General features: G+C 67.2%; 10 protein-coding genes and 1 pseudogene. 5 read left to right on the forward strand and 6 right to left on the reverse strand.

All coding sequences use genetic code 11. The annotated features are described in order from the left end of the window. Nucleotides 1–26 precede the first annotated feature (26 nt). The 6 genes and pseudogenes from druD to LCL87_RS18850 form a co-directional block, all read right to left on the reverse strand. Nucleotides 27–1,040 carry a Druantia-type antiviral defence protein DruD gene (gene druD / locus LCL87_RS18825; RefSeq protein ID WP_225022442.1) on the reverse strand — a complete coding sequence of 338 codons (1,014 nt, stop codon included), beginning with the start codon at nt 1,038–1,040 and terminating at the stop codon, nt 27–29. A gap of 7 nt (nt 1,041–1,047) precedes the next feature. After that, complete coding sequence (locus LCL87_RS18830) at nt 1,048–3,192, reverse strand: hypothetical protein (protein WP_225022444.1); 2,145 nt, start codon at nt 3,190–3,192, stop codon at nt 1,048–1,050. A 5-nt stretch (nt 3,193–3,197) separates the two neighbouring features. Then, entirely contained in the window at nt 3,198–4,484 is a 1,287-nt protein-coding gene (locus tag LCL87_RS18835; protein WP_225022683.1) for a hypothetical protein, read from the reverse strand. A gap of 102 nt (nt 4,485–4,586) precedes the next feature. Next, nucleotides 4,587–4,724, reverse strand: a pseudogene (locus LCL87_RS25965) (competence protein CoiA family protein); the annotation flags it as partial. Nucleotides 4,725–4,814: 90 nt separating this feature from the next. After that, the gene (locus LCL87_RS18845; RefSeq protein WP_225022446.1) at nt 4,815–5,384 is read right to left on the reverse strand and encodes a TetR/AcrR family transcriptional regulator; all 570 of its coding nucleotides are present in this window, start codon (nt 5,382–5,384) and stop codon (nt 4,815–4,817) included. A 111-nt stretch (nt 5,385–5,495) separates the two neighbouring features. Then, entirely contained in the window at nt 5,496–8,297 is a 2,802-nt protein-coding gene (locus LCL87_RS18850) for an aconitate hydratase (protein ID WP_225022448.1), read from the reverse strand. A 327-nt stretch (nt 8,298–8,624) separates the two neighbouring features. On the opposite strand from LCL87_RS18850, the gene LCL87_RS18855 reads away from it, so the two are divergent. From LCL87_RS18855 to LCL87_RS18875, 5 genes are all read left to right on the forward strand, one after another. After that, a complete protein-coding gene (locus LCL87_RS18855; protein ID WP_225022450.1) occupies nt 8,625–9,182 on the forward strand; it encodes an Rv1476 family membrane protein in 558 nt (185 codons plus the stop codon). 302 nt (nt 9,183–9,484) lie between these two features. Further along, nucleotides 9,485–10,918 carry an NlpC/P60 family protein gene (locus tag LCL87_RS18860; RefSeq protein WP_225022452.1) on the forward strand — a complete coding sequence of 478 codons (1,434 nt, stop codon included), beginning with the start codon at nt 9,485–9,487 and terminating at the stop codon, nt 10,916–10,918. A gap of 126 nt (nt 10,919–11,044) precedes the next feature. After that, entirely contained in the window at nt 11,045–12,151 is a 1,107-nt protein-coding gene (gene moxR1 / locus LCL87_RS18865) for a chaperone MoxR1 (RefSeq protein ID WP_225022669.1), read from the forward strand. Continuing rightward, nucleotides 12,148–13,104 (forward strand): DUF58 domain-containing protein, encoded by a 957-nt coding sequence (locus LCL87_RS18870; protein WP_225022454.1) that lies wholly within the window; start codon nt 12,148–12,150, stop codon nt 13,102–13,104. Before moxR1 ends, LCL87_RS18870 begins: the two co-directional genes overlap by 4 nt. Then, nucleotides 13,101–14,081, forward strand: a complete 981-nt coding sequence (locus LCL87_RS18875) for a VWA domain-containing protein (protein WP_225022456.1) — start codon at nt 13,101–13,103, stop codon at nt 14,079–14,081. The genes LCL87_RS18870 and LCL87_RS18875 overlap by 4 nt, the downstream gene beginning before the upstream one ends. The last annotated feature ends 42 nt before the right edge of the window (nt 14,082–14,123 follow it).

Consider the following 14,123-nt stretch of genomic DNA (forward strand, 5'->3'; position numbering starts at 1 on the left):
CTCCGTCGATGCGCGGTGCTCGCGAGTCAATCGATGAACTCGATCCCCAATCCGCTGAGTAGACGGCGGGCCTCCGAGGCATGCCGAGTGATCGACCAGACATCGTTGCGCGGCGCGCCAGCGAGCACAATCAGGGCGCGGGTCTCGGCGTACGGAAGTCGGTTCTGCAGTCTGAGCTGAGCATCGTCACCTGAAGCGGTCCATGTCGCGGTTGTGGGATTGCAGTGTTTCCGATCGAGGCCGTACATCAACCTGCGGACGTCCTGCGGATCGCATTCGCGCCGGTCGATCACGATTCCTGCCTGCAGGTCGACGATCGAGTAGTCGGCCCAGCCCCCGATCATTGTGTCTCTGGCCAGGTAGCGGCCGGTCGATCGACTGCCGGGGGTGATCCATCGTTGGTCCTGTGATATTCCGCGAGGAGACTGGTCCGCCGCGTAGATGTGGGTCGCCTCCTCGGTGGACGGACGGGCCGGTCGAACAGGGGTGCCGTTGAGGATGGAGTTCGTCCACCGGTCAAGATGCAGCCGTGGCACGCGGGCCCAGTCTGCTAATGCAACGACGGGAAGGCCGAGTCGGTCCGCAGCGCGACTGTTGGAGAGGGTTCGAGTCGGTCCGTCGATGACAATGGCGGCGCGCAGATCATGGTCGATCGCACGTAGAGGAATGCCGCTGACGAGCATGTCTCGGTGGTTGTCACCCGTCTCGATTCGGGCCAGACATCCCACGACGGAGATCCATTGGCCTCGACCGATGTTGGCAAGGTCACCGATGGCCGCGAGATCGTCCAGTCGGTTTCTGAGGATACGCCGTCGTGTGAATTCGTCGATGTCGCCGCTGGTGGCAACAGCATCTGCCTCGACTGCTCGATCCAACAGCACTCGGGTCGCGACGGGAACCCGCCCCGCGGTGGATGCCCAAGCAACTGCACGCAGCAGTTCGTAGTCGCGTTCGCTCCGCGGTGTAGCGGCAGGGAGTCCGAGGGCTGCGACTACGGACCGCGCGGCGTCGTCGCCCGACAGCTTCTCGATACGGATCATGCCGAGATCAGGCGAATCTGTGGTGCAGGCGTTGAGCGTGTCGGTGCAGTTGGCGGCGTCGCCCGTCGGTCGGATTGCCCATGTGATCGATGAGTGTGTCGATCGACGCAATCAGATCAGGGCCTGCCAGCGATGTTGCCAGAGCCGGGATCAGGAGGCACTCGACGATTGCAGACATCATCATTCGATCTCCGACCTCGATGAGTGCTGCACCGAACCGGTTGGCCGCATCGACGACACCGTCGTCTATGGGCCAGTAGTCGCCGAGTGCGATGTCGAGGTCGTTGACAATCACATCGACCGGCACTGCGCCGGGAGACCCTCGGAACTCGGGGGCGGCCGACGGGCGCGACGTACCCTTGACGCGGGGCAGGAGCGGGACATCTATGGCGACACAGAATCCCCAGAGGTCGGGGTTCAGCGGTGCGGTCGTCGCTCCGGACACAGAGGTCGCCGCAACCAGTAGATCTTCGTGGGCCTGGAACTCGTTCGTCTCCAAGAGGTTCTGTGCCGAGATCGGTACGTCGATGGTGCGGTCGCGGGTCTGCAACCACGGCAAGAGATAGGACTCGGTTGGCGCGCGATTGAAGGCGTCGAGAACCAGGAGGCCGGTGCCTTCTGCACGGACAGAGTCGTCAGCAGCGAGGATCAGGCCTGGATGTAGCCTCGCGGATAGGGGGTCGGAAGCGCGGATACCGAGGAGATCGACGGGGTGTAGGAAGTCGTGGGTGACGGGCAACATGGTGATGCGATCGGAGCACGCGACAGATGCGTACGCAGCCAACGCGGAGGGGCCACCGTTGCCGGTCGTGATCGGGATCAGGCCGGCACGGAATGCGGCGTGAATGCGGCGAAGTGCCGCGACATCGGTGCCGGACTCGGTGCCGGCCGTCTGCAAACGGTTGATGATTCGCGCATCGTCGAGCGCGGGTGCGTCCGGAATCGCTGTCGGGAACGGGGAGTTCGTCGTCACCGCGGAAATCACGCGGGCGGTTGAGGGGGAGCCGACGCCGAGCGCGCGGAGGATAACCGACTCTGTGAGTAGATCTGTCGCGTCGTCGACCAGCTCGGCGACTCTCTCGGTCACGGAAGCTTCGAGTGTCGCGAGTTGTCGACTGACCTCATCGCCTACCGTGGTGAGCGCGGTCCTCGCCCGGGCAACTTCTGCGCCGAGTTCGTCGCGTTCCTTCTCGAGCGCAGCGTTCTCCACGCGCATGCGGTCCAGTCCGGCTCGTTCCGATTGCATTTCGGCTGCCAGTTGTACCCTGGTTGCGGCCGTTGCATCCTTGCGCGCCTGTTCTCGGGCGCGGTCCACCTCGATCGAGATCGCGGGGTGTTCGAGAATCGTTTCCATCAGTTCGGCGGCACGGGCGTGAACTTCATTGCTGTTCGCGCAGATGCGCAGCGCCCGTTCGATTCTGTCGAAGTCGATCTGACGTTCGTTGAGGTTGTCGCCCTCTCGTAGCGCGTCCGCAGCACTACGCAAAAGCGCCTTGGTGGAGAGGAAGTTCGGAACTTCGTCAGCTCTCTTCCTCGCGATCTCGACCGCGTGGCCCAGAGCGGTCTTCAGGACATCCGCGTCGGGTCGGCAGTCGAGATGGCCGGTGAACGGTGATGTCGGAGCGCAGTATGTCCGTTCAGTCGGGAACGGGAAGATGGCATCCTCTCCCTCCCGGAAGGGGACACGGTCGAGTCGGAAGGCTTCTGTACTGACGGTGTAGGTGTCTCCGTCTATGTCTGTGTCGAACGGGCCGAGGAGGAGGTCGTGCTTGCACCACAAGAACACCTTGCGCTTCGTGAGGATCTCGGTGCTTGTCGGAAAGTGCTCACTTGTCATGCGCTCTACACCCTCGGAGTAATCGAGGGTGTAGAAGTTGAGCACCGGGTATAGGGGCTCAGGCCGATCGACGATGAACGCGTCATCTTTGCCGGGCGCGTTGTCGTCCACGCTGAAGAGCACCGCGGAATCGCGGGACACACCGTGGGGTTTCGGCCAGAAGACTTCACCTTGTGTGGGGAAATCAGCAGAGTCGGCGGCGGCCCACGCGGTGCCTGTGTGAGTAAACAGGGGCTCGACGCCGGCGATCTTGTTGGTCTTGTTATCGACCCACTTGACGATTCCGACGACACGGGTCCCTGCTGCGACTGCCATGTCGACTATGTTAAGGCTCGGTTGGCGAGTGGTCGTCCGGCGTGGCTACGAGCTGCCGCGCGCCAGTGCGGAACGCTTGCATCCGCGGCTTGATCGGCCGCGATCGCATATGCCGTTGCCCAGTTTGGCCGATGAGGATTGGTCTTCCGTGCCGGCGCGGGTTCGTTGGGACGCTCGGCGTCGAACTCTAGGCGGATGAATCCCAGGTTCCCTGAATCGATCTCGATCTGCATCGCGGATTCTGCGTGCGTTCGAAGCCAGACATTGGCCGCGGCGAGCTCAGCTCCACGAAGTGTCTCGGTTCGGCCTTTCGAGAAGTGAACGCGGACTGTGAATTGCAGAGTCGGAAGGCCCGATTCGAGCGCAAGCGTGGTGTTACCACGAGGCAGTGTGTAGTCGGCAAAGGGGCGCAATCTGGCGCCGTCCGCCAGAACCGACCATGGTGAGGCGAAGGGTTCGGTCTGGCGATGGCCACGTGCTGCAACTTCGATCGACACGAGATCTTGCGGCACCTTCGAGCGCAATCGCAATGGACCGGCTGCAGCGGTGATTACCGCGAACTTGTCGTCGAGAGCCCCGCCGGTCCGTATCGCCTGGACTGATCCCGTCGATTCCGCCACGAGGACTTCGCCCATCGAGGCTGGAGCCACCACGATCGGCTCGTGTGGAGCGAAGACAGGGATTCCGTCGGTCGAGTACCCGATCGCAGGACTGAGCACTCGCGTCCGCGATGATCCGACCACGGCGATAGCGCCGAAACCGCTGAGCCATCTCGCTAGACCACGATGTTCGTGGCGTGGTAAGTCTATCGACCACGCGTACCAGGTGCCTTCCTGGTTCGTGATCGGGTGCAGTCGGCGTGCCGTCACCATCGGGGGCAGGGGTGAGTCCATAGACCGGACCAGTATCACCCGATCACCCCAGCGCACGCATGCGTGGCCGTGGACTCGGCGAAAAGCGCCTCCGCGGAAGCGTGCGAACAGCGCACCTTCCATCGGGATTCCTGCGAGCGCCTTCTCCCAACGCCGGTGGCGAACACTCGATGGCCAGCGTCCGACTGTGCGAAGGGTGGTGCCGCGTCGCGACGGGCCGATTCTGACCGTACTACGGCCGGTTCCCGGCCAAAGGTCTGTCGCAGGTACCGAGTGGATTCCTGTTCCAGGACCGTGGATCTCGATGCTGTCGCTGCTGAGCAGCGACAGCAAAGTGCCGTCGCTCTCGTCTGCGGGAATCTCGTCGAACTCGATGAACAACTGCCACTGCGGATTGTCGGTACCGAGCGAGAGATACACCGCGGCACCGGGCGATCCGAATGCAGACTCTCCCGAGAATGCCTGTCGAGAACTACTGGGGTGGTACTCCTCGCATAGGAGGCTGCCCTCTCCCTGCTGGTGCGCGAAATGCGGTACGCGGTGTCGCCCACTGCGAAGGAAAACTTGGACGAGACAGTGCGGACATACGTAGCCCGGTCGGCGATGGGCCGTGACGGCGTCTGAGAGGTTGCCGTTCGTCAGATCGATCGCGAACTGCACGTCGTGTCGGAACTTCCTCGGGCTGCGGAGATAAGGGCTGCGGGCAGTCGTCGACTCCCGGTCCGAACCATACCTGCGTGCCGAGCCGGTTCAGGAATCCCTGCGCCGCACCGACTCCTCGACGAGATCGAGGACGGCCGAAAGGTTCTCGGCGCCGTGCCCTGACGCGATGCGGGCGATGAGCCCGTCGAGCACGAGGTCGAGGTAGTCGAGCAAGACGTCGGTGGGCAGGTCGTCGCGCAGCCGTCCCGCGGACTTCTGGCGCTCGAGTCGGCGAACCGTGGCCTCGGTGAGTTCGGCGCTGCGCTGGGTCCAGTCCCGGGCGAACTCGGGATCGGTGCGCAGGCGGCGGGCGATCTCGAGGCGGGTACCGAGCCAGTCGAACTGTTCGGGGGAGGCGAGCATGTCGCGCATCACCTGGACGAGGCCGCCCTCGGCGACGACGTCGGCCATCCGCTTGGCGTCCTCGTGGGCCAGGGCGAGGAACAGCCCGTCCTTGTCCTTGAAATGGTGGAAGATCGCACCGCGCGAGAGCCCGGTGGTCTCCTCGAGGCGGCGCACGGTGGCGCCGTCGTAGCCGTACTGCGCGAAGCACTGGCGGGCGCCGTCGAGGATCTGGCTCCGCCGCGCCGCGAGATGGTCTTCACTGACCTTGGGCACAGCCGACTTCCTTTCGTACGAAACTGCAACGGCGGGCCCGAGACTGACGTCCCGAGCCCGCCGTCAGCGCACTGGATGATCCGGAAGGACCCGGATCACACGATCAGGTGACTAGCCCCGGATCATGTTGCGCAGCACGTACTGCAGGATGCCGCCGTTGCGGTAGTAGTCCGCCTCGCCGGGGGTGTCGATGCGGACGACCGCGTCGAACTCGACCTTGGAGCCGTCGGCCTTGGTCGCGGTGACCTTGACGGTCTCCGGGGTGACGCCCTCGTTGAGCTTCTCGACGCCCGAGATGTCGAAGACCTCGGTGCCGTCCAGGCCCAGGGACCCGGCGGACTCGCCGGCCGGGAACTGCAGCGGAACGACGCCCATGCCGATCAGGTTCGAGCGGTGGATGCGCTCGAAGGACTCGACGATGACGGCCTTGACGCCGAGCAGGCTGGTGCCCTTGGCGGCCCAGTCACGCGACGAACCGGAGCCGTACTCCTTGCCGCCCAGCACGACCAGCGGGATGCCGGCCTTCTGGTAGTTCTGCGACGCGTCGTAGATGAAGGACTGCGGCGCACCCTCGAGGGTGAAGTCGCGGGTGTAGCCACCCGAGACGCCGTCGAGCAGCTGGTTCTGCAGGCGGATGTTCGCGAACGTGCCGCGGATCATCACCTCGTGGTTACCGCGACGCGAGCCCAGGGAGTTGTAGTCCTTGCGCTCGACACCGTTGGCGTCCAGGTACTGCGCGGCCGGGGTGCCGGGCTTGATCGGGCCGGCCGGGCTGATGTGGTCGGTGGTGACCGAGTCGCCGAGCAGCGCGAGCACGCGAGCGCCCGAGATGTCGGTGACCGGAGCCGGATCCATCGTCATGCCGTCGAAGTACGGCGCCTTGCGGACGTAGGTCGAGTTCTCGTCCCACGCGAAGGTGTCGCCGGCCGGGGTGGCCAGGTTCTGCCAGCGCTCGTCGCCCTTGAAGACGTCGGCGTAGGACTTGCGGAACATGTCCTGGCTGATCGCCGACTTGATGGTGTCGTCGATCTCCTGGGCCGAAGGCCAGATGTCCTTCAGGAAGACGTCGTTGCCGTCCTGGTCCTGGCCCAGCGCGTCGACCTCGAAGTCGAAGTCCATGGTGCCGGCCAGCGCGTACGCGATGACGAGCGGCGGCGACGCCAGGTAGTTCATCTTGACGTCGGGGGAGATGCGACCCTCGAAGTTGCGGTTACCGGAGAGCACCGCGGTGACCGACAGGTCGTGCTCGTTGATCGCCTTGGAGATCTCCTCCGGCAGCGGACCGGTGTTACCGATGCAGGTGGTGCAGCCGTAGCCGCCCAGATAGAAGCCGAGCTTCTCGAGGTACGGCCACAGGCCGGCCTTCTCGTAGTAGTCGGAGACGACCTGCGAGCCGGGCGCCATGTTGGTCTTGACCCACGGCTTGGTCTCGAGGCCCTTCTCGACCGCGTTGCGGGCGAGCAGTGCGGCACCGAGCATGACCGACGGGTTCGAGGTGTTGGTGCAGGACGTGATGCCCGCGACCGCAACCGCGCCGTGGTCGAGGACGAACTCGCCGCGGTCGGTCTTCACCGTGACCGGCTTGGACGGACGGCCGTGCGAACCGTTGGCGGCCGACGGAACGGCGGGAGCCTGGTCGGAGGCGGTGTCCAGCGACGCCGGATCGGAAGCCGGGAAGGACTCCTCGACGGCCTCGTCCAGAGCGGAGTGCGCAGCCTCGGCACCGTTGGTGACGTAGGTGACGATGTCGCGACGGAACGCGTCCTTCGACTCCGACAGCAGGATGCGGTCCTGCGGGCGCTTCGGGCCGGCGATCGACGGCACGACGGTGCCGAGGTCCAGCTCGAGGTACTCGGAGTACGCGGGCTCGTTGGCGGCGTCGTGCCACATGCCCTGCTCCTTGGCGTACGCCTCGACGAGCGCGAGCTGCTCGTCGCTGCGGCCGGTCAGGCGCAGGTAGTTGATGGTCTCACCGTCGATCGGGAAGATCGCTGCGGTGGAACCGAACTCGGGGCTCATGTTGCCCAGGGTCGCGCGGTTGGCCAGCGGAACCTCGGCCACACCGGCGCCGTAGAACTCGACGAACTTGCCGACCACACCGTGCTTGCGCAGCATGTCGGTGACGGTGAGCACGACGTCGGTCGCGGTCACGCCCGGCTTGATCTCACCGGTCAGCTTGAAGCCGACGACGCGCGGGATCAGCATGGAGACCGGCTGGCCCAGCATCGCTGCCTCGGCCTCGATGCCGCCGACGCCCCAGCCCAGCACGCCCAGGCCGTTGACCATCGTGGTGTGCGAGTCGGTGCCGACGCAGGTGTCGGGGTACGCCTGACCGTTCCGGGTCATGACGGTGGGAGCCAGGTACTCGATGTTGACCTGGTGCACGATGCCCATGCCCGGGGGGACGACCTTGAAGTCGTCGAACGCGCCCTGGCCCCAGCGCAGGAACTGGTAACGCTCGCCGTTGCGCTGGTACTCGAGGTCGACGTTGCGCTCGAGGGCGTCGGCCTGGCCGAACACGTCGAGGATGACCGAGTGGTCGATGACCATGTCGGCGGGGGAGAGCGGGTTGACCTTGTTCGGGTCGCCGCCGAGGGTGGTGACGGCCTCACGCATGGTGGCGAGGTCGACGACACACGGCACGCCGGTGAAGTCCTGCATGATCACGCGCGCGGGCGTGAACTGGATCTCGACGCTCGGCTGGGCCGAGGGATCCCAGTTCGCGATGGCGCGAATGTGATCGGCGGTGATGTTGGCGCCGTCCTCGGTACGGAGGAGGTTCTCGGCGAGAACCTTCAGCGCGTAGGGCAGCTTCTCGGTGCCGGGGACGGACGCGAGGCGGAAGATCTCGTACGAGTTGTCTCCGACCTCGAGCGTTCCCTTGGCGCCGAACGAATCAATACTGGTGGTCACGTCAGCTCCACTCGTCTTTGAGGTTCGCCGTCGACGGGGCTGTGTCGACGGCTGAAGCGAGGCACGCGAGCAGGCACTGGCTCGATCACGGACCGAGCCCGGCAGCTCCGCGGGCGTCTCGTGAAGAGTCTAACAGTACGCTTGTCCTGTGAGGCTCCCGGGTCGCGGCGGGGCCGGACGGCGAAGCATCGGACTGTCGCGCCGACTCGCGTCGCTCCAATCCTCACGCAGTCGCCACGCGGGTGCAACGGACGGCGCGGCCCGTGGTCCGGTACGTCCCGTACTGTGCAGATCAGTCTGCCCGTCGCACCCGACCCCGGATGAGAGATGACTGCCTCTATCGCGCCCGTCCTGCTGCCGAACATCGCCAAGATCCCCGACGACGTCTCGCTCGACGCGGTGTTCGCGGATCTGTCCGACGACAATGTCTCGGCCCCCGCCTCGGATGTGGAGGGTCTGAAGGCGGTCGTCGCCCGGGCCCAGGAGGACGGGATCGCGCTGCGCATCGTCGTCGTCGACTCCGACCCGCACGGTCCGGAACCGCTGCGCGACCTGGCGACCGAGGTCGGCAAGGTCGACGGCGGCACGGTCCTGGTGCTTAGCCCGTCGGCCAACGGCACCTACAGCGACACGATCAGCCGCGTCGTCCTCGAGGAAGCCCAGGATCGGACGTTCACCGGGAACGCCGTCGACTCGGCCAACAATTTCGTGGACGGGATCACCGAACCGGCCCCGAAGTGGGGACTGGTGACCGCGCTGCTCGTGCTGCTGGTCGCAGCGGTCGCCGGGGTGTCCTTCGTGGCGAAGGCCCGCCGTGGTCGCGGCGCCGAAACCGCCGCCCAGCAGTCGGCGTCGGTGGACGGCGACCATTCGACCGGGTCCTGATTCCGGTAATCGTTCCAGCATTTCCGCAGGTCGAATTACGTCGACGTCATTTGTGACAAGAGTGCACCAGAGCGTGCAAAGTGTCGTACGGTGCCAGTGGCACTTTTTGGGGAAGAAGTGTCGCAAGAGTGACGTGACGATTCATGTGGCGACTTGGTCACGTGGTCTGCGCGTCGTCGCGGTGCACCGCCGCGGTGACGCACCTCCCCGCACGGATCCGGCAGGCAGCCGGGGTCGGTCACAGCAGTAGGGAGGGTGTTGTGGGGCGAAGGGGCTCACGCGCAGGCGTGCGGCGTCCGGCATTGGCACGTGCGCGCTCGGCCGGTGCACGGGCACTGCTGGGTGCGAGCGTCGTGTGCGCCCTCGTCGCGGGCCTCCCCGGCACGACGGCCGCCGTGCCACCGCCACCGCCGAATCCGTCCGACGCCGAGATCGAGAGCGGCAACGCCCGAGTCTCCGAGGGCGTCACGCAGGTCGGGGACCTCATCAATCAGGTCGCCACCGCGAATCAGCAACTCGCCCAACTCGACGACGAGGTCGCGATCAAGCGCGAGGACGTCAACAAGGCGCTCGTCGATCTGCAGACCGCGCGTGACGAGGCCGCGGCCGCGGGCACACAAGTGGCGCAGAGCCAGCAGGCGCTGCGGGACGCGGGCACCCAGATCGACCAGGCTCGAAAGCGTTTCACCGACTACGCGGTGTCGAGCTACACCAAGGGGCGCAACGTCGCATCGCTGTCGACCTTCTTCGGCGCGGACGGGCCCGAGGACATCCTCGACCGGGCACAGATGATGCGGATGCTGTCCGCGAGCCAGAAGGCCGTGCTGGAAAACCTCGAACGTGCGCGCACCGAGCAGGCCAACCGGGACTCGGCGGCCCGCGAAGCGAAGCAGCGCGCCGACGCCGCCGCGGGCGTCGCCGAGAACAAGAAGGCGGAAGCCGAAGAGGCGATCGTCGCAGCCCGCAACGCCCTGCAGGAACAGGCCGCCCGCAAGGCGCAGATCGAGACCGACCGGGACGGTGCACAGGCGCAGCTCGACGCGGCCCGCGCCAACGTCTCCGGTCTGCAGGGCCAGCGTGAGGCCTACCTCGCGTGGGACGACCAGCGTCGGGCCGAGGAAGCCGCGGCGGCCGCCGCGGCCGCCGCCGCGCAGGAGGCAGCCCGCCGCGCCGCCGCCGACCAGGCGTCCCGCGACCGCGCGTCCCAGCTCGCCGACGGCCAGCGGTCGCACACCCAGCTCGACGACGACGAGGGCGGCTGGACGCCGCCCGCGCAGTCCGCCCCGCGGCCGATGGCGCCGTCGGTGACCGGGGCCGGCGCGATCGAGGCCGTGATCGACCGCGGCATGTCGCAGCTCGGGCTGCCCTACGCGTGGGGCGGCGGCAACGCGAACGGCCCGACGCTCGGCATCCGGGACGGCGGCGTCGCCGACAGCTACGGCGACTTCAACAAGGTCGGGTTCGACTGCTCCGGCCTGATGATCTACGCGTTCGCGGGTGCCGGGATCTCGCTGCCGCACTACACCGGTTATCAGTACACCGCCGGCACGCAGGTGCCGTCGTCGCAGATGCGTCGCGGCGACATGATCTTCTGGGGCCCTGGCGCCAGCCAGCACGTCGCGCTCTACCTCGGTGACGGCCAGATGCTCGAGGCCCCGCAGTCCGGATCCACGGTCCGTGTCTCGCCGGTGCGGTGGGACGGCATGACTCCGTACGCTGTCCGTATGGTGTCGTAGCTCACGCCGGCTCCGTGCGGGGGTGGGGCGACACCTGGAATAGTTGAGCGGGCAGCAAGACTGGCAAGTCGATGGAACCGATCTAGGTGGAAGCGGGGAGTGTTGGTGACCTCACGTGACGGCGCGGTGGCTGGGTCGGGTTCGCAGGGGGCGGTCCATCCGGACTCGGGCCCCGGGACGTCGGACCTGGCGCGGGACGTGCACACGCTCGAACGCGCGATCTACGAGGTCAAGCGGGTCATCGTCGGCCAGGACCGGCTGGTGGAGCGGATGCTCGTCGGCGTCCTCGCCAAGGGACACGTGCTGCTCGAGGGCGTGCCCGGTGTCGCGAAGACGCTCGCGGTGGAGACGTTCGCGAAGGTCGTCGGCGGATCGTTCTCCCGCGTGCAGTTCACCCCGGACCTCGTGCCGACCGACCTCATCGGCACCCGCATCTACCGGCAGGGCCGCGAGCAGTTCGACACCGAACTCGGCCCGGTGGTCGCGAACTTCCTGCTGGCCGACGAGATCAACCGCGCTCCCGCGAAGGTGCAGTCGGCGCTGCTCGAGGTGATGGCCGAGCGGCACGTCTCGATCGGCGGCAAGACCTACCCGATGCCCGAACCGTTCCTCGTGATGGCTACGCAGAACCCCATCGAGAACGAGGGCGTCTACCCGCTGCCCGAGGCACAGCGCGACCGCTTCCTGTTCAAGGTTCTCGTCGACTACCCGTCGGTCGAGGAGGAGCGCGAGATCGTCTACCGCATGGGTGTCGCTGCGCCCGAGCCGAACCAGGTGCTCGACCCGCAGGAACTCGTCCGGCTGCAGAAGGTCGCGAGCAACGTCTTCGTCCACCACGCCCTCGTCGACTACGTCGTGCGCGTCATCGCCGCGACGCGCACGCCGCGTGAGTTCGGCCTCGACGACGTCGCCGGCTGGATCGCGTACGGCGCCTCGCCTCGCGCGACCCTCGGCATCATCTCCGCGTCGCGCGCGCTCGCGCTGCTCCGCGGCCGCGACTACGTCGTCCCTCAGGACGTCCTGGAGATCATCCCGGACGTCCTCCGGCACCGACTGGTGCTGTCGTACGACGCCCTCGCCGACGAGGTCACTCCGCAGGACGTGATCACCCGGGTGCTGCAGACCGTGGGGCTGCCGCAGGTCGGTGCGCAGCCGGTGCCGCAGACGGCCCCGCCCGCGCCCCCGGCGTACGACGCCGCGCCGCTGTCCCCGTCGGGCACGCAGCCGCAGTGACCCGGAATCCGGGTGCGGTGCCGTCCTTCCGGTCCGGATCGTTGCGCGATCCGGAACTCACGGCGGCGCTGCGCACGCTCGAACTGACGGTGCGACGCCGCCTCGACGGCGTGCTGCACGGCGATCACCTCGGCCTCATCCCCGGTCCGGGATCCGAGCCCGGCGACGCCCGCGAGTACCAGCCCGGCGACGACGTCCGGCAGATGGACTGGTCCGTCACCGCCCGGACCACGCACCCGCACGTCCGGCAGACCGTCGCCGACCGCGAACTCGAGACGTGGCTGGTGATCGACCTGTCCGCGAGCCTCGACTTCGGCACCGCGCTCTGCGAGAAGCGTGACCTCGCGGTGGCGGCGGCGTCGGCCGTGACGTATCTGGCGGGCGGCAGCGGCAACCGGATCGGGGCCGTCGTCACGACCGGCGATCGCCTGGTGCGAATCCCGGCCCGCGGCGGCCGCGTCCACGCCCAGGCGATGCTTCGCCGGATCGCGACCACCCCGCACGCCGCAGAGGGCGTGCGCGGAGACCTGCGGGGCGCGCTCGAGTCGCTGCGCCGCCCCGAGCGTCGACGCGGTCTCGCGGTGGTCATCAGCGACTTCCTCGGCCCGATCGACTGGGAACACTCGCTGCGGGCGCTGTCCGGCCGGCACGAACTGCTCGGCATCGAGGTCCTCGATCCGCGGGACCTCGAACTGCCCGACGCCGGCGACGTCGTGCTGTCGGACCCCGAGTCCGGTCGCACCCGGGAGTTCGCAACCACTCCGCGACTGCGTGCCGACTTCGCGCAGGCCGCGGCCGCACATCGCGCCGAGGTCGAAACGACGTTGCGTCGCTGCGGAGCACCGCGACTGAGCCTGAGTACCGACCGGGACTGGATCTCGGACGTCGTGCGCTTCGTCGGGTCCCGGCGGCACAGCTACGGCGCCCCGACGCTTGGGGCGGGCCGCCGATGAGTCTGTCCCAGTTCGCCTCTCCGTGGTGGCTGCTGTTCCTCGTCGTGGTGGCCGCCCTCGTGGCCGGCTACGTGGTGATCCAGCGTCGCCGCCAGAAGCACGTGCTGCGGTTCGCCAACATGGAACTGCTCGAGAAGGTCGCGCCCAACAGGCCGAACTACACACGACACATCCCGATCGCGCTGATGCTCGTCGGTCTGGTGTTCCTCACCGTGGCCCTGGCCGGGCCCACCGCGGACAAGCGCGTGCCGCGCAATCGCGCGACCGTGGTCCTGGTGATCGACGTGTCGCTGTCGATGAAGGCCACCGACGTCGAACCGAGTCGACTGGCCGCCGCGCAGGAGGCCGCGAAGTCTTTCGCGGACGGCCTCACACCGGGCATCAACCTCGGCCTGGTCGCGTTCGCGGGCACCGCGTCGGTGCTGGTGTCGCCCACACCGAATCGTGACGAGACGAAGGCCGCGATCGACAATCTGACGCTGAGCGAACGCACCGCGACCGGCGAGGCGATCTTCACCTCGCTGCAGTCGATCGACACGCTAGCGGCCGTGCTCGGTGGCAGCGAGCAGGCGCCTCCCGCCCGGATCGTGCTGCTGTCCGACGGCAAGCAGACGGTCCCGGAGAGCCCCGACGACCCGCGCGGCGGATTCACCGCGGCACGTCAGGCCAAGGACAAGGGCGTGCCGATCTCGACGATCTCGTTCGGCACCAGCTACGGCAGCGTCGACATCGAGGGCGACCGGATCCCGGTGCCGGTGGACGACCCGTCGCTACGGGAGATCGCGAACCTCTCGGGCGGCAACTTCTTCACGGCGTCGAGCCTCGAGGAACTGCGTGACGTCTACGACACGCTCGAGGAACAGATCGGCTTCGAGAACGCCCGCGGCGACGCGAGCCGTCCCTGGCTGGTGCTGGGTGTGCTGTTCAGCGCGGCGGGACTGGCCACCGCGCTCGTCCTCCGGCAACGCCTGCCCTGACCGGGAGGTCGACCGTCCAGTACGTCGATTTCGTCCACCTGC

Source organism: Prescottella equi (assembly GCF_020171745.1).
Lineage (GTDB): Bacteria > Actinomycetota > Actinomycetes > Mycobacteriales > Mycobacteriaceae > Prescottella > Prescottella equi_A.